The sequence below is a fragment of the Georgenia sp. SUBG003 genome (assembly GCF_000715355.2).
In the GTDB taxonomy this organism is placed as follows: domain Bacteria; phylum Actinomycetota; class Actinomycetes; order Actinomycetales; family Actinomycetaceae; genus Georgenia.
Map to the genome: position 1 here is coordinate 2,308,698 of NZ_CP180204.1, position 15,848 is coordinate 2,324,545.

At 75.0% G+C, this 15,848-nt stretch carries 14 protein-coding genes and 1 pseudogene; 2 read left to right on the forward strand and 13 right to left on the reverse strand.

Going from position 1 to position 15,848, the window contains the following annotated elements; all coding sequences use genetic code 11:
• Positions 1-7: 7 nt before the first annotated feature.
• The 8 genes and pseudogenes from DA06_RS11500 to DA06_RS11535 form a co-directional block, all read right to left on the reverse strand.
• Entirely contained in the window at positions 8-1,522 is a 1,515-nt protein-coding gene (locus DA06_RS11500) for an SCO6880 family protein (RefSeq protein ID WP_418607754.1), read from the reverse strand.
• Between the two features lie 297 nt (positions 1,523-1,819).
• Entirely contained in the window at positions 1,820-2,107 is a 288-nt protein-coding gene (locus DA06_RS11505) for a hypothetical protein (RefSeq protein ID WP_043500160.1), read from the reverse strand.
• Positions 2,108-2,174: 67 nt separating this feature from the next.
• Positions 2,175-3,371 carry a CAP domain-containing protein gene (locus DA06_RS11510; RefSeq protein ID WP_043500162.1) on the reverse strand — a complete coding sequence of 399 codons (1,197 nt, stop codon included), beginning with the start codon at positions 3,369-3,371 and terminating at the stop codon, positions 2,175-2,177.
• A gap of 307 nt (positions 3,372-3,678) precedes the next feature.
• Positions 3,679-5,256, reverse strand: coding sequence for a sugar transferase (locus tag DA06_RS11515; RefSeq protein WP_052436664.1), 1,578 nt, complete (start codon positions 5,254-5,256; stop codon positions 3,679-3,681).
• Between the two features lie 296 nt (positions 5,257-5,552).
• Positions 5,553-5,972, reverse strand: coding sequence for an FGGY-family carbohydrate kinase (locus DA06_RS11520; RefSeq protein WP_418607982.1), 420 nt, complete (start codon positions 5,970-5,972; stop codon positions 5,553-5,555).
• Positions 5,973-6,003: 31 nt separating this feature from the next.
• A pseudogene (locus DA06_RS11525) lies at positions 6,004-7,038 on the reverse strand (rhamnulokinase); the annotation flags it as partial.
• A 102-nt stretch (positions 7,039-7,140) separates the two neighbouring features.
• On the reverse strand, positions 7,141-8,874 hold the full coding sequence (locus tag DA06_RS11530; RefSeq protein WP_043500174.1) for an ABC transporter ATP-binding protein: 1,734 nt from the start codon (positions 8,872-8,874) through the stop codon (positions 7,141-7,143).
• Positions 8,874-9,164, reverse strand: coding sequence for a hypothetical protein (locus tag DA06_RS11535; protein ID WP_043500177.1), 291 nt, complete (start codon positions 9,162-9,164; stop codon positions 8,874-8,876). Before DA06_RS11535 ends, DA06_RS11530 begins: the two co-directional genes overlap by 1 nt.
• 102 nt (positions 9,165-9,266) lie before the next feature.
• On the opposite strand from DA06_RS11535, the gene DA06_RS11540 reads away from it, so the two are divergent.
• On the forward strand, positions 9,267-9,968 hold the full coding sequence (locus DA06_RS11540; protein WP_418607757.1) for an ATP-dependent helicase C-terminal domain-containing protein: 702 nt from the start codon (positions 9,267-9,269) through the stop codon (positions 9,966-9,968).
• 35 nt (positions 9,969-10,003) lie between these two features.
• Here the strand turns inward: DA06_RS11540 and DA06_RS11545 are convergent, their stop codons facing one another.
• The 5 genes from DA06_RS11545 to DA06_RS11565 form a co-directional block, all read right to left on the reverse strand.
• Positions 10,004-10,966: a sucrase ferredoxin gene (locus DA06_RS11545; RefSeq protein WP_418607759.1), complete on the reverse strand. Its 963-nt coding sequence runs from the start codon at positions 10,964-10,966 to the stop codon at positions 10,004-10,006.
• Positions 10,967-11,057: 91 nt separating this feature from the next.
• Positions 11,058-11,495 (reverse strand): DUF4129 domain-containing protein, encoded by a 438-nt coding sequence (locus DA06_RS11550; RefSeq protein ID WP_043500186.1) that lies wholly within the window; start codon positions 11,493-11,495, stop codon positions 11,058-11,060.
• The gene (locus DA06_RS11555; protein ID WP_418607984.1) at positions 11,440-12,936 is read right to left on the reverse strand and encodes a transglutaminaseTgpA domain-containing protein; all 1,497 of its coding nucleotides are present in this window, start codon (positions 12,934-12,936) and stop codon (positions 11,440-11,442) included. Before DA06_RS11555 ends, DA06_RS11550 begins: the two co-directional genes overlap by 56 nt.
• A 216-nt stretch (positions 12,937-13,152) precedes the next feature.
• A complete protein-coding gene (locus tag DA06_RS11560) occupies positions 13,153-13,689 on the reverse strand; it encodes a hypothetical protein (RefSeq protein WP_418607760.1) in 537 nt (178 codons plus the stop codon).
• Complete coding sequence (locus DA06_RS11565; RefSeq protein ID WP_418607762.1) at positions 13,686-15,020, reverse strand: acetyl-CoA C-acetyltransferase; 1,335 nt, start codon at positions 15,018-15,020, stop codon at positions 13,686-13,688. Before DA06_RS11565 ends, DA06_RS11560 begins: the two co-directional genes overlap by 4 nt.
• 113 nt (positions 15,021-15,133) lie before the next feature.
• Between DA06_RS11565 and DA06_RS11570 the strand changes: the two genes are divergently transcribed.
• Positions 15,134-15,817 (forward strand): TetR/AcrR family transcriptional regulator, encoded by a 684-nt coding sequence (locus DA06_RS11570; protein WP_418607764.1) that lies wholly within the window; start codon positions 15,134-15,136, stop codon positions 15,815-15,817.
• Positions 15,818-15,848 lie beyond the last annotated feature (31 nt).

A 15,848-nucleotide genomic window follows, 5' to 3' on the forward strand; every position in this document is an offset into this window, starting at 1 on the left:
CGGCGGCTCACAGCCGGCTCCGCACCTGGGAGGGCAGGTCGAGGTGGCGCGGGAGCACCAGCCCGAGCGGCAGCGCGGCGGCGAACGCCGTGTCCTGGGACCCGAACGCGGGCCGCAGCCGCAGCCGGGCGGTCGCGGCGAGATTCTCGACGGCGGCGCGCGCGTCGGCCTCACGGGCCTCGTCCAGGACGGTGGCCGTGACGAGCATGCCGAAGTTGACCAGGCCCGCGCCCGCCGCCTCCTCCTGCGCGGTCAGCGCCGCGGCGCGGGTGGCGAGGACGTCGCGGGCGGTGGGCTTGTCCGAGGAGGACTGCCGGAACTGGGCGGCGCGCAGGTCCGCCTCGACGATCGCGGCGGCGGACGCGGCGTCGATCGGCCGGTAGAGCAGCGTGACGCGCTTGCGGGCGATGTCGCGGTGCGGGGCGATCAGCCGGGAGAGGATCGAGGCTTGGACGTTGCCGCGCGGGGCACCGGTCATCGCCCAGGTCACGGACGCCCCGGAGTCGTGCCGGTAGTCGTCCCACGACGCCTCGGCCGCGGACGGGCCGACGTCGGCCCAGGTCAGCCCTGTGGTCCGTCCCTCGGCGTGCGCCTCGTCGATCGCGGTGGCCGCCGCGGGGTCGTACGCCACGCGGACCAGCTCGCACAGCTCGAGAGCGTCGACCGGGTGGGCAGGGCCCGCGCCCGTGGCCTGGAGCTCGCCGGTCAGGCCCGGCAGGCGCGCGCCCAGCTCGCGGGCGAACTCCGCGGGCCTGCGCCGCTTGCCGTTGTAGGTCGCGTTGAACGTCAGCGCCACGTACGCGCGCACCGTGGAGGAGCCGTGCGGGTACTCGGCCACGGTCTCGGCCAGCAGCGCACGGGCGAACTCGGGGGCGTCGGGGTCGACGTTCGTCGCGACCTCGCGGCGCAGACGGGTGCCGGTGTCGGGCGCGGTCTCGATCGTCACCGACGCCGCCACGATCCCCGGCTCGTCGCCGAGGTTCGCCAGCCACAGCCCCCAGTCCGCGACCCAGGAGTCCACCTGCTCCTCGTCCACCAGGGCGGCGCCGTCGGGCTCGGTGCCGATCACCAGGGTGTAGGTGGAGGTGGCCGGGACGCGGATGAGCGCGAAGCGGCGCCCGTAGGAGTCGGAGTGCTCGGTCAGCTTCGACGACGCCGCGAGCCCGGGCAGCTGGCACGTTCCCCAGGGCACCTGGCCCAGCGGGCCCGAGCGGTACAGGTGCTCGCCGGCCGAGCGCTGGCGCCACCAGGCCCACCGGGCGGCCCCCTTGTCGAGCGCGTTGAGGCCGTGCTTGTCGCGCACCCCGATCGCCAGCAGCACCACCGCGAGGCCGGCGGCGAAGACCAGGCCGGTGAGCAGCTCGGTGAGCATGACCACGAGCACCACCAGCACCAGCCCGGCCATGAGGATCATGGTGCCGGCGGTGCCCAGGCCCATCAGGCCGGGCGAGGTGGGCCGGCGCCAGTTGCCGTACGTGCGTGGCACGTGGGGGCTGTCAGCGGTTGCCGGCACGTGAACCATCTCCTTCGTGGATCCCCGCGCGCGTGCGGAGCTGGTCGGGGTTCCCCCGCCGGGGGTGTCGTTGGTCGTCGGTGGGCGGCCGCTCGGAGCGCCGGCGCGGCTGCTCGGTGCTCCGGTCGGACGCCCCGCGCCCGACGCCGGAACGGTCAGGTACGTCATCACGCGGCTGGTCGTCGTCGCGCCGTTCCCCGTCGTCGCGTCGCTCCGCGCCGTCGTGCCGTTCCCCGTCGTCGCGTCGCTCCGCGCCGTCGTGGACGCCGGTCCCCTCGTCGGGGGAGGGACCGGCGAGCCGCGAGCTCAGATCTCGCGCCAGCGGCCGCCCGCCCGCTGGCTGAGCACCGGCCCGCCCACCTGGGCGAGGCCGAGCGCAGCCCCGTGGACGCGTGCGGCCACCTGGCGCGCCTCGCCGTCGTCCGCGGCGGTGAACCGCACGGTGATCTGCGGGCGCCCGGCGACGATGCCCACGTCCTTCGCCTCGACCGTCGTGGTCTCTGCCGCCGCGCCGGCCGCCTCGGGAAGCAGCCGCTCGGGCGGGACGCCCGGGTGCAGGAGGCCGACGGTCAGGCGCACGCGGTAGGAGGGCACGCCGCCATTCTCCCGGGGGCGACGTGGTGCACCGTTCCCGCGTGCGCCGTCGTCAGGTCCGGGCGTGTCAGGAGGTGCGCCGCACGCCGAGGGTGTCGACGCCGTCCCCGTTCCAGTCGCCCACCAGGACCGCGTCCGTCGGCCGGCCGAAGTGGACCACCCGGTCCGCGGCGCCGGCGCTGATGGTGTTCTTGATGTGGTACTCGTTGCCGCGGCGGACGGCCAGGGTGTCGACGTCGTCACCGTTCCAGTCGCCGGCGAGCGTCGTGTCCCCGGCGCGCCCGTACTGGACGACCTTCTCGGCCACCCCGGTGCTGATCGAGTTCCGCACGTAGTAGACGGGGCCCCGGCGCACGGTGAGCGAGTCCGCGCCGTCGCCGTCCCAGTCCCCGACGACGACCTGGTCGCCGGCACGCCCGTACACGACGACCCTGTCGGCCGGGCCGGACGAGACGGAGTTCTTGACGTGGTACTCGGCGCCGCGGCGCACCGCGAGGGTGTCGACCCCGTCGCCGTCCCAGTCGCCGACGAGCACCACGTCGCCGGGGCGGCCGTAGGAGAACACCCGGTCGGCTGTGCCGTCGTGGCCGTCGTTGACGTAGAAGGTCCGGCCGCGGCGCACGGCCACGGTGTCCGTCCCGTCACCGTTCCAGTCGCCCACCATCGCCCCGTCGGTGGGACGGCCGTAGCCGAACACCGTCTCGGCCCGGGAGGCGAACGTGTCGGAGAGGTAGAACGTCGAGCCGGTCGCGGTGCCGGCGTCACCGGGGTCGCCGAAGGCGCCGCCCGAGCAGGCCCCGGCGAACCGTTGGGTGTTGTAGAGCCTGCCGCCCTCGTACACCGTGCCGGTCGCGACGTACCGGAAGTTCGGGCTGAGGATGTTGGCACGGTGGCCGGGCGAGTTCATGTACCCGGCCATCGCCGTCGCAGGGTCGGTACCCCGGTTGTAGGAGTAGTAGATGTTCTCGCCCCAGGCACTCCCGCAGCCGGCGGCGGCCACCTCGTCCGCCAGCTGCTCGTCGTGCTCGAAGGCGCCCGTGTCGGACATCCATCCCGAGTGGTCGAGCGACCCTTCCCGCAGCGGCGCGTGGAGCTGCACCGCCGGCAGGCCGTGCCTGGCGCGCTCGGCGTTGATGAGCTGGACCATCTGCCGGTCGTAGTCGTCGAGCGGTGTCGCGGCCCCGGCGGGGGCCTGGGTGCCGACCGTGAGGACGACGGCGGCGGCGGAGCCGGCCAGTGCGCGTGCGACTTGACGAGGGAGCATGACGAGCCTCGATCCGTGGGCGAGCTTGGCCCGTCGATCGTCGCACCAGCGGTCGGCGGTTGCACGATAAATGCGACCGAATTGAACCCGCGCCGCTGCCGCCTCGCCCGGCGATCGAGGAGCTCCCCCGAGCCGGGTCACCGCTCGTCGCGATGGCGACGTCCGTCAGGGCCGGCACCGGCCATCGGCTCGCCACCGAGGAATCCGCCGCGACACTCACCCGGCGGCCGTGGGACCTGACGACGGCGCTCTGAGCCCCGCTCCGCCGGCTGCCCACGACCCCGTCAGCGTCGACGGCCGCACGGTCTCAGTACGCCCCGCGGGCCCCGAACACCTCTCGCACGGTCTTCAGGATGAGGATCAGGTCCCCGCTGACCGACCAGTTCTCGACGTAGCTGAGGTCCAGCCGCACGCTCTCCTCCCACGAGAGGTCGGAGCGGCCGGAGACCTGCCACAGCCCGGTCACGCCCGGCTTGATCAGGAGGCGTCGGTGCACGTGGCGCTCGTACTGCGCCACCTCGGTGGGCAGCGGCGGCCGTGGGCCCACCACGCTCATCCGGCCGCGCAGCACGTCCCAGAACTGCGGGAACTCGTCGAGAGAGTGCTCGCGCAGAAACCTGCCCACCCGGGTGACGCGAGGGTCGTCGGTGAGCTTGAACAGCACCCCGGCCGCCTCGTTCCTCGCTCTCAGCTCCGCCAGGCGGGCCTCTGCGTCGACCGCCATCGAGCGGAACTTGTGCATCATGAACGGGCTGCCGTTCTGGCCGATCCGCTCCTGCCGGAAGAAGACCGGTCCGCCGTCGTCCAGCTTGATCGCCAGCGCCACGGCGGCGTAGAGGGGCGCGAGCAGGATCAGCGCGAGGGACGCGAAGGCGATGTCCATGCTGCGCTTGACCACGTGCGCCAAGCCGGAGTACCGCGGGAGGTCGACGTGGACGACGGGCAGCCCGTCGACCGGACTCTGGTGGATCCGCGGCCCGGCCACGTCCGTGAGCTGGGAGACGAGGAGCAGCTCAGCGGCCCCCTCCTCGAGGTTCCAGGCGACCTGCTTGACCTCGGCCGAGGGCATCTTGCCCGCGATGAGCACGGCGCCGAGCCGGGGGTCGCGGGCGGCGAGCCGGAGCTCGTCGAGGGAGATGCGTGGCAGCTCCGGCACGGGGGGCGTGCCGGTCGCACCGCCGCTCTCGGGCCCCGTGAGGGAGACCGCCACGGGCCGGTACCCGGCGTCGGGGTGCCTGCGCATCTCCGCGACGGCGCAGGCGACCTCGTCCGCGTCACCCACGACGACCGTGCCGGTGAGCGCCCGGCCCTGCTTGCGCACCCGGGACAGGCACGTGCGCCAGGTCAGCCGCCCCGCGAGCAGGAGCCCGAGCCCCGCCGGGAGGGCGACGACGAAGTAGCCGCGCGAGAGCGGCACCGGGCCGAGGTAGGAGACGATCGCGATCGCGCCGAAGGCCGCGAGCGTCGCCACGAGGACGCGTCGGTACTCCTCGAGGCCGGCGCCGAGCACGCGACGCTTGCGCGTGTCGAAGGCGGTCAGCGAGGCGAACCAGACGACGCCGATCAGCGCGCCGACCGCGCCGTAGCCGAGGTACTGCGACCCGAGCGCGAGGTCCTGCGCCTCGTTGCCGAACCGCGTGTACGCCGCGATGCGCAGCGCCACCATGACCAGGACGAAGTCGGTGACCGCTAGCGCGACCCGGTAGCGCCGGTCCCACGGCCCGCTGGGCTCGGGCGCCAGCGCGGGCCACATCCACAGCCACACCGACCTGGTGCCCACCGTGGTCTGACGCCGGGCCCGCGTGGCACGCGCCGCGCCCGGCCCCGTGCGGACGGCCGGCGCGGGCAGGAGCGTCGTGGCGGCGGTCCTGAGGATCCGGTCCATGGGCGCGTTCCCGGCAGGACGCGGTGCAGCAAGAGCCCCCGGCCTTCGTGATACGCGCTTGAGCATCGACGCTCCCGACGGCGGTCCGACAAGTCTGCGGACCACTGCACCAGGAATGCCCGCCCGTCAGACACCGGTCGCTGCGGTGAACGGCGGGTGAACGGACCTTCTCGCCCCCAGCCCTCGGACAGGGTGATGGGGCCCCGGACGCTTGTGCCGTTAGGGGGTGGGGGGAGGAGGAGGAGCCGAGTCTCCGCTCCGGGTCGTGCCGCAGCGAGCTGCGGTTTTTCGCCGCCTCACCCTCGCAGCACCCGCCTCTCGGCCGCCGCCCAGCGGGTACCGGGCGAGGGCGTGTAGCGGACCGTCTCGTCCGACGCGGCGACGATCTCGCGGAGCCGGGCTAGATCGCCGTCGACATCCCCGAGGGCGCGCGCCTGTACCACGAGGTTGCCGAGGGCGGCTCCCTCCACGGGTCCGGCCACCACGGGCAGGCCGGTGGCGTCCGCGGTGAGCTGGCACAGCAGCGGGTTCCGGGCGCCGCCCCCGACGACGTGGACCACCTCCACGCGCCGACCGGCGAGCTCGGCCGCCTCGCGTACGGCACGCCGGTAGGCAAGGGCGAGGGAGTCGAGGATGCAGCGCACGATCTCGGGGGCGGCTCTCCGGGGCCCGGCCCGTCCTGGAGGCCGCGGCGGCGATCCGGCCGGGCATGTCACCCGGTGGCAGGAAGACAGGAGAGTCGACGTCGACGAGGAAGGACAGCGGCGGCACGTCGGCGGCCGCGGCGAGCAGCGCGGTCAGATCGGTCTCCTCCCCCGCCAGCTGCCAGGTGCGCACGCACTCCTGCAGGAGCCACAGCCCCATGACGTTGCGCAGGTACCGCACCGTGCCGTCCACACCGAGCTCGTTGGTGAAGTTGGCGAGCCGGCTGGCCTCGGTCAGCACCGGCCCGTCGAGCTCGAGCCCGACGAGGGACCACGTCCCGCAGGAGACGTATGCGAAGTCCTCGGTGGTCGCCGGGACGGCGACGACGGCGGAGGCGGTGTCGTGGGACCCGACCGCCACCACCTGGGTGCCCCCGAGGCCCAGGTCGCCGGCGACGTCGTCCCTCAGCGGTCCGATCGCCGTGCCGGGCTCGACGAGGGGCGGCAGCAGCCCGGCGACCGGCAGGGCGAACCCGCCGTCCAGGGCGTGCAGGACGGTCGCGGACCAGCACCGGCGGGCGACGTCGAGCAGGCCGGTGGTGGAGGCGTTCGTGACCTCGGCGACCTCCGCGCCGGTGAGCCAGTGGCCGAGCAGGTCGGGCAGGAGCAGCAGCCGCCGGGCGGCGCCGAGCTGGACGGTGCGGGCGGCGGCGGCGAGCTGGAAGACGGTGTTGAACGGCTGGACCTGCACACCGGTGTGGGCGTAGTGCCGCGCCGCGTCGATGTGCTCGAACACGCGCTCGGGAATCCCGGTGGTGCGCTGGTCGCGGTAGTGGACGGGGTTGCCGAGCAGGGCACCGTCGGCGTCGAGCAGGCCGTAGTCCACCGCCCACGAGTCCACGCCGATCCCGGCGAGCGGACCGTGCCCGCGGCCGGCCCGGCGCAGACCCTCGAGCGTGGACGCGTACAGGCCCAGCACGTCCCAGTGCAACGTGGTGCGCCGCCCCGCGGGCACGGGCACCGGACCGTTCGGGAAGCGGGCCACCTCGTCGGTGGCGAACCGCCCGCCCTCGAGCCGGCCGACGATGACGCGTCCGCTCGACGCGCCGAGGTCGACCGCCGCGTAGCTGTGCCGCACGCGCCTGGACCGCTCCCGTGTCGAGGCCCTGGCCCGGTCGGGGCGAGCGGGGCGCGGCAGCTGACCCGTGCGGCGCGCCGGCTCCTGCTCCCGCCGGGCCCCTCAGTCCTGCTGCCAGGAGCGCCACAGCGAGGCGTACTCGCCGCCGGAGGCCACCAGCTCCTCGTGGGGGCCCAGCTCGACGATGCGGCCACCCTCGACGACGGCGACCCGGTCGGCGTCGTGGGCGGTGTGCAGGCGGTGCGCGATGGCCACCACCGTGCGCCCGGAGAGCACCGCCGAGAGCGAGCGCTCCAGGTGCCGGGCCGCCCGCGGGTCCAGCAGGGACGTCGCCTCGTCGAGCACGAGGGTGTGCGGGTCCAGCAGGACCAGGCGGGCGAGCGCGACCTGCTGCGCCTGCGCGGGCGTGAGCTCCAGACCGCCCGAACCGACCTCGGTCTCCAGCCCGCGCTCGAGCCGCCCGACCCAGTCGAGGGCGTCGACGGCGGCGAGCGCGTCGCGCATCTCCTCGGCCGAGGCGTCGGCCCGCGCCAGGCGCAGGTTGTCCGCCAGCGTCCCGACGAAGACGTGGTGCTCCTGCGTCACCAGCGCCACGTGCGAGCGCAGCTCCTCCTCGGGCAGGTCGACGAGCGGCACGTCGCCGACCGTCACCGTCCCCCCGGTGGGCGGGTGGATGCCCGCGAGCATGCGCCCGAGGGTGGACTTCCCGGCGCCGGAGGGCCCGACGACGGCGAGCCGCTCGCCGGGGACCAGGTCCAGGTCGACGTCGTGCAGGACGTCGTTGCCGGCGCGGTACGCGTAGCGGACCTTCCGCGCCTCGACGTGCTCGTCCGTCGGCCGCTCGCCGGAGACGGCACGGTCGGCCTCGACGAGGCTGACGCCGAAGATGCGGGACAGGCTGGCCAGGGCCACCTGCAGCTCGTCGACCCAGAACAGCAGCTCGGAGACGAACGGACGCACCTGCATCGCGTACAGCGCGATCGTGGTGACCGCACCGAGCGAGGCGGCGCCCTGCTGGACGAGCCACGCGCCCCACAGCAGCGCCGTGGCCACCGGCAGGGTGAAGGAGATGCCCAGCCAGAAGAACAGCCGCACCCGCATGCGGAGGGTGAAGACCTCGGTGTCCCACGCCTCCGCCACCGCGCGGTCGGTCCGGGCCCTGCGGCGCCGGCCCAGGTTCAGGGCGTCGATGGTCGTGGCGTGCTCGACGGACTCCGTGAGCACGCCGTTGAGGCGGGCGTACGCCTCGGAGCTGCGCAGGTAGGCGGGGGTCGCGAGGCGCAGGTAGCGGCGGACCGACACGACGATGATCGGCACCCCCACCAGCAGGGAGAGCGCCACCACGGGGGAGGCGAGGAACGCCGCGACGACCGTGAGCAGGATCGTCGCGCTGGTCACGAGCACGCGGGGGACGCCGAAGCGGAGCATCCACTGCACGCGGTCGACGTCGTTGGTGGTGCGGCCGAGCAGGTCGCCGGTGCCCGCACGCTCGACGGTCGAGAGCGGGAGGTGGGTGACGGTGGACAGGAAGTCCTCGCGCAGCCGCGCGAAGATCTCCTCGCCCAGGATCATCGCGTCGCGGTGGGCGTGGCGGATCAGCAGGGTCTGGGCGAGCACGACCGCCACGAGCACGAGACCGGTGCGGTTCACGTACGAGGCCGTGGTCCCGGCCGCGACCGCGTCGACCAGGTCTCCCAGCAGCCAGGGCAGGGTCAGGGCGGCGACGGCGGCGAGGGCCTGGACCACCACCACGCGCGCGAGCCGGCCGCGGTAGCGGCGCAGCAGGGCGCCGGCCTGCCGGCGGACGGTCCGGGCGTCGGCCACGGGGAGCAGCATCAGCGCACCTCCTCCTTCTCGGCGGCCGGCACGTCCGCTGCCGCCTGCCGGGTGACGACACCGCGGTACGCGGCCGCGTCGGGGTCTCCCGCGACGGCCCGGGCGAGCAGCTCGCGGTGGCTGCCGCGCGCCCGTTCACGGCCGCCGTCGAGGAAGACGACCTCGTCGGCGTGCTCCAGCACGAGCGGTGATGCGGTCACGACCACGGTGGTGCGGCCGGCCCGGTGCTCCGCGAGCCGGGCGGCGATGCGCGCCTCGGTGTGGGCGTCGACGGCGCTCGTCGGCTCCACCAGGACGAGGGCGACGCGACGCCACCATCCGGTCCGCGGCGCCGCTGGACGGAGGGCCTCGCACGCGAGGCGGCGCCGTCCCTGCTCGGCCGGCAGGAGACGGTGACGTGGGAGGACGGCCAGGTGGTGGCGCGCCGACGCACCTCGCTCGGCGCCATAGAGCTGTCGTCCGCCACCGTCCCCGACCCGCCGCCCGCCGCTGTGGTCGCCGCGGTGCGGGAGGGCCTCGAGCGTGACGGGCTGGACGTGCTTCCGTGGACGGCCGCCGCGACCGGGCTACGTCGTCGGCTCCGGTTCCTCCACGCGGTGCTGGGTGAGCCGTGGCCGGACGTCTCGGACGAGGCGCTCCTCGCGGACGTCGATGCGTGGCTCGGGACCGACCTTGCGCGGGTGCGCTCCGCAGGGGACCTCCGGCGGGTGGACGTCCTGACGGCGTTGCGTCGCCGCCTGCCCTGGCCGGACGCCGCACACCTGGACGAGTACGCCCCCGAGCGGGTGCGCGTGCCGAGCGGCTCGGAGATCCGCGTCGACTACGACGGGGACCGTGCCGTGCTCGCCGTGCGGCTGCAGGAGGTCTTCGGCTGGCGGAGCACTCCGCGTCTTGCGGGCGGACGGGTCCCGCTCGTGCTCGAGCTCCTCTCGCCGGCGCGGCGTCCGGCGGCGGTCACCGCGGACCTGGAGTCGTTCTGGGCCGGCGGGTACGCGCAGGTCCGGGCGGATCTGCGGGGGCGGTATCCCAAGCACTCCTGGCCGGAGGATCCTCGCACGGCGCCCGCGACGAGCGGTGTCCGTCGGCGAGGATGAGCCGGGAGGCACCTCGGCGGAGCGGCCGCGGAGGTTCAGTCCTCGGGGCGGACCTCGAGCACGACCTGCCGTGGTGACGGCGGCACCGACTCCTTCCCGCAGCTGCTGGGACGGTCCTCGCCCCCGCCGGGGCGGGTCTCCACCTCGACGCGCCAGCATCGGCCCAGCGCCGACCAGCGCGTGGACGTGCGGGCCCCCTCGGTGCTCGCGTCGAGAAGGCTCACGTCCTGGTCGCGGTCGGCGTGCACCGTACTCCGGACCGCCAGCTCGGCGGCCTGGACGGGGGCGGGCAGGCCGGCCCGCCCACGCAAGGCGTCTGTGAGCATCCTGCCGTCCGTGTGGGCCTCGAGGAGCTCGCGAGCGCGGGTGGCCCCGAGCCGCCCGTAGACGAGACCCTCGGGCAGCACGAGGGTGTTGGGGGCGAACCGGTGTCCGCCGACGTGGCTGACCTCCCAGGTCCGGTCCGGATCCACGGCAGCCAGTGCGGCCACGAGCGGACGGCCGAGCTCGCCGCAGCAGGCGTCCCGGCGCGCGTGCCCGCACACGAGCACCTGCATGTCGAGCGGCTCCCAGCCGTCGGGAAGCACGCCCGAGCGGAGCTGCTGCAGAAGCGCCGGCAGCCTCCACCCGAACAGCCTGGAAACGGCTCCCACTGTGGTCCGGGCGCCGTGCGCGGTCGTGCCGTCGAACGCGACCAGCATGACCGCGACCCGGCTGGGGATGCCGTGCCGGGCACCGGGCCGCCGGGCCAGCAGCGTGGTGACGCCGAGCGGCGCGAGCGTGGTGGTCAGGTGAGCCCCCAGCGGGACACCCGTCCCGTCCGGGTCCGAGAACGGCGCGTCACGCAGGACCTTGGTGCCCCACGGCCCGCCGTGCTCGATCACGAGGTAACCCGTCACGGTGGAGGCCGTGCCCGCCAGGTCCTCGCCGGACTCCAGGCTCAGGCGGCTGCAGGCGAGCGGACGGTTGCTGGTCGCCTCAGCGATGCCGGTCGTCACGGGCCCGAGTCTAGGGGTGGTCACGAAGCGGCTCACGCGGTCCACGGCCGGTCGCCGGGGCCACACGGTTGGGACACGCCTCGGGCGGGAGTCACGCCTCGGGGCGGAGAGAGCGGGCGCGTCCCATCGCGCCGGCTCGGTCCCCCCACGCCCGCAGCTGCTCGATACCGCTGACGGGAACGATCAGGGCCCGCAGCCTCCTGCGCCACGAGCGTGTCGAACGGACCTGCGCGACGACCGCCCGCACGTCCGCCCCCATCGTCCCGGGGTTCGCACCGCCGGGCGCGTAGCGGGCGCGCTCGAGCGTGGCGACGGTGCGCGAGAGCGCCTCCGCGGTGGTTCCGGTCAGGGCGGCCTCTCGACCGTAGTGCTCGGCGGCCTGCCGTGGGGTTGCGCCGACCGGGGCGGGGATGCCGAGGTCCGCGAGGCGGGTGGTCAGGACGCGCCACTCGCCCTCGACCCGGGACGCGTCGTCAACGGCCCTGCGCCGCCCGGCCCGGCGGCGCCACCGTCCGGCGAGCGGCAGCACGAGGGCCGCCGCGACGGCCGTGGCGAGGGGGAACCGCGACGGATCCGATCGCGCGGAGGGTGCCGACCATCCAGTTCGACGCCGGGGCGGTCGCTGGGTCGACGGCGCCGCCCGGGTCGACCACCGGGCGCTCGCCCACCGGCGGAGCGGTGGCCTCGGCGGTCGGCACGGGCGCACCGACGTCCTGCTGGGTCAGGTAGACCGGCGCGGCGCCGGACCGTCCGGCGGGGGTGGGCTCGAACCGGGTCCACCCCAGGCCGCTGATGTACAGCTCCGGCCAGGCGTGCGCGTCGGCCGCGACCACCGTGTACGAGCCGTCGACCTCCCGCTCGCCCGGAAGGAACCCGATCGCCAGCCGGGCGGGGATCCCCGCCTCGCGCGCGAGCATCACCATCGCCGAGGCGAACTGCGTGCAGTAGCCGAGCCTGGTGGTCAGGAAGTGGCTCACGGGGTCCAGCGGCCGGCCGTCGGGGCCGGGGACGGGATCGGCGAGGGTGAGGGAGTACGTGAACTCCGGGCCGCGCAGGTACGCCTGGATCGCACGCGCCACGCGGAGCTGGTTAGACCCGTCGTCGACGACGTCCTCCAGCACCTCTCTGACGAGCGGGCGGGCGGCCTCGTCCACCTGCAGCAGCTCGGGGTCCACGGCGTCGCGCACCGGACCGGCACCGACCTCGGCCGGCAGGGTGCCGCTGACCTGGGTCGAGACGGCGTCGTAGGACGTCGGCCGCGCACCCACGGAGACCGTGCCGGTGCGCGGGTCGGTGCGCGAGGTGATCTGGCCGAAGTCGACGGCCACGAGCGGATAGGGAAGAGCCACCTGCGGCGCCTCGAGCCGGTTGTCCACGACCGTGATCTCGAGGTCCTCGCGCGCGACCTCGACGGGTTCAGGGGGGAGCAGCGGCGGCCGGGCCTCGCCGCCCTGGCCCGACACCGGCCACCAGCGGCCGCCCGAGTACCGGCTCGTGACCAGCACCCGCAGGGGCACGGGCCTGGCGGCGCCGTCCGCCCGGTAGCGCAGCACGGGCTGGTCGCTGCGGTCGTTGAGGTCGGCGGCGAGGTCGAGGGTGTCGGTGAACGTCACCCCGCCCGACGACGGACCGGGAGCCGTTCCCAGCCCCTGCAGGATCGCGGTCGGCGCCAGGTGGGGCACCGACCCGGGCAGCAGCACCGCCAGGGCGACCGCGACGGCGCCGAGCGACCCCGCCCACCTCCGGTGACGGTTCCCGGTGCGTACGGCGTCGTCCTCGTCGTCCCGGGGCACCGGCGCGGTGCGCGACCAGCTGTGCTGGTTGGGCCAGGTGCGCACCGTCGCGAGGCTCTGGCGGGCGACGAGCGCGAGCCACACCGCCGCCGTCGCCAGGAAGTACCGCGGCGAGAGAGGCTGCCCGGTGCCCGACGCCGTCACCGTGAGCACCACGAGCAGAGGCACCCCCGCCAGGACGGGGGGAGCGCAGCGTCACCGCGAGGGTGTCGACCGCCAGGCCGACGCCCACCAAGGACCCGGCCACGACGAGGAGCAGGCCGGTGCTGCCCGGGGCGGGGACGGTCTCCAGCCTGATCGCCTCGAGCCCCTGCACCACGAGGGCGCCGGACCCGCTCCACGCGGACGGGAGAGGGATGCCGAACCAGTGGTTGCCGGGCAAGAAGATCCAGCTCAGCACGGTGAACCCGACGGCCGCCTGGACGAGGACGACGAGCGGCGGCGGCACCCGCATCGCCCGGGCGGCGATGCCGGTCGCCGTGACGGCGAGCGTGCCCGCGAGCATGGGGCCCACCCAGCCGGGCCCCTGCACGAGGGGGCGGCGGTCGGCGAGGTACGGGACAGCGTCACCACCCTCCCGCCCGGGGAGAGGCCGCGCAGCACCGAACCCAGCTCGAGGGCGGGTGCGGCGAGGCCGGCCGGGTGACGCAGCCCGGTGAGGACAAGGACGACGGCGCCCCAGCGCTCGTGGTCGCTCAGCCGGGTGTCGCGCCGCACGTCCAGGTCCCAGTCGAGCATGCCCTGGGCCAGGGTGTCGGCCTCGGCGCTGGCGTTCGCGTCCGAGAGGACCAGGACGGGCCCAGGGGTCAGCGGGCTGTCCACCGAGGCCGGGTCCGTGCGCCGCAGCCGCGCCGGGCGGGGGAGCCCGAGCTTCTTCGCGAGCGAGGCGGTGATCCCGGAGTTGACGAGCTCGAGGTAGGTGTCGCTCACGCCGCCTCCAGGATCATCGTGACCGCCTGGCCGCCCGCTGCGCAGACGGAGATGAGGCCGCGGGCCCGCTGCCCGGGCCGGACGTCGGACTCGCCGCGCTCGCACAGCAGCTTGGCGAGGGTGCCCACGATCCGGCCGCCGGTCGCGGCGAACGGGTGGCCCGCCGCGAGGGAGGAGCCGGTGACGTTCAGGCGCGACCGGTCCACCTTGCCGAGGGCGCCGTCGAGCCCCAGCCGGGTGCGGCAGAAGTCCTCGTCCTCGAGCGCGGCGAGCGTCGCGAGCACGGTGGACGCGAACGCCTCGTGGATCTCGACGAGGTCGAAGTCCTCGAGCGTCATGCCGTTGCGCTCGAGCAGCACCGGGACGGCGTAGGCGCCCGCCATGAGCAGGCCCTCCTGCCCGCCGACGAAGTCGGTGGCCGCCACCTGGGCGTCGACGACGTGCGCGAGCGCCGGCAGGCCGCGCCGGGCCGCCCACTCGTCGGACGCGAGAAGCACGGTGGAGGCGCCGTCGGACAGGGGTGTGGAGTTGCCTGCCGTCATCGACGGCGCCGGGCCGCCCGGGGCCCCGTTCCTCCCGAAGACCGGCTTGAGCCTGGCGAGCTTCTCCATCGAGGTGTCGGCGCGCAGCGACTCGTCGCGGGTCAGGCGCCGGTACGGCGTCAGAAGGTCCTCGAAGAAGCCGCGCTCGTACGCGGCGGCGAGGTTCTGGTGCGAGGCCAGCGCGAGGGCGTCCTGGTCCTCCCGGGTGATGCCCCACCGCGCCGTCGTCAGGGCCTGGTGCTCTCCCATGCTGAGGCCGGTGCGCGGCTCGGCGACGTCGGGGGCCACGGGCGCGAGGTCGCGCGGACGGACGTGGGCGAAGGCCTTGAGGCGGTCCGGCAGGGTCTTCGCACGGCTGGCCGTCAGCAGGGCCCTGCGGAGCCGGTCGGACACGACGACCGGGGCGTCGGAGGTGGAGTCGACGCCGCCGCCGACGCCGACGTGCGCCTGGCCGAGCGCGATCTTGTTCGCGACGCCGATGACCGCCTCGAGGCCGGTGCCGCAGGCGCGCTGGACGTCGTAGGCAGGGGTGCGCGGGTCGAGCGAGGAGCCGAGGACGGTCTCCCGGGTGAGGTTGAAGTCTCTCGAGTGCTTGAGCACCGCGCCGGCCGCGACCTCGTCCAGCCGCTCGCCGGCCAGCCCGAACCGGGCGACCAGGCCCTCGAGCGCGGCGATGAGCATGTCCTTGTTGGTGGCGCCGGCGTAGGCGCTGCCGGCCTTCGCGAACGGGATCCGGTTGGACCCGATGATCGCGGCCCGGGGGGCCGGGGTGGAGGGGGTGGAGGTCACGTCGTCGTCCTCTTCCTGCTCGGCGTCGGCCGAAATGGCGCGGCCCGGGACCAAGGTCCGTGGGCGGAACGGTCATTGCGGTACTCACAGTACCTGATACCGTCGGTATCGTGATGTCAGTCACGCCGTCCGACGAACTCCCGGACCTCGCCGCCGCCCCGGACGGGCGCGCCACCCGGTGGGCCGACCACCGGGCCGCCCGCCGGGCCGAGCTCGTCCGTGCCGCCCGGCGGGCGGTGCACCACCGCGGCCCCGATCTGTCGATGGACGACATCGCCACGGAGATCGGCACCTCCAAGTCCATCCTCTACCGGTACTTCACCGACAAGACCGGCCTGCAGGTGGCGGTCGGGCAGGCGGTGCTGGGTCGCATGCGCGAGGCGCTCGAGGAGGCCGCCGGCCGGGCCGGCGGGCCGCGGGAGCGCATCTCCGCGATGGTCGGTGTCTACCTCGAGATGGTCGACGGCTCCCCGCACGTCTACGCCTTCGTCACCCGGCCGGAGGCCACGGCAGGGCAGGTGCGCGGCTTCGTCGCCGAGGTCGCGGACCTCGTCGCCGAGGCGGTCCTGCCGGCCCTGCGCGGCGGTGACGCGGAGGTCGACGCCCCGGCGGAGCCTGCGGAGGTCAGCACGGCGACCCTGGTGGCCGCCCGGCTGTGGGCGGGGCGGGCGAGGTGTGGGTGCACTGCGCCAGCGGCTACCGGGCGAGCGTGGCCGCGTCGGTCCTGGCGGCCAACGGCCGGCGCACGGTGCTGGTCGACGACTCGTTCCGCCGGTCCGCGCGCACCGCGGGGCTGACCATCGTGGGGCGCCGCGCCGCGGCCTGACC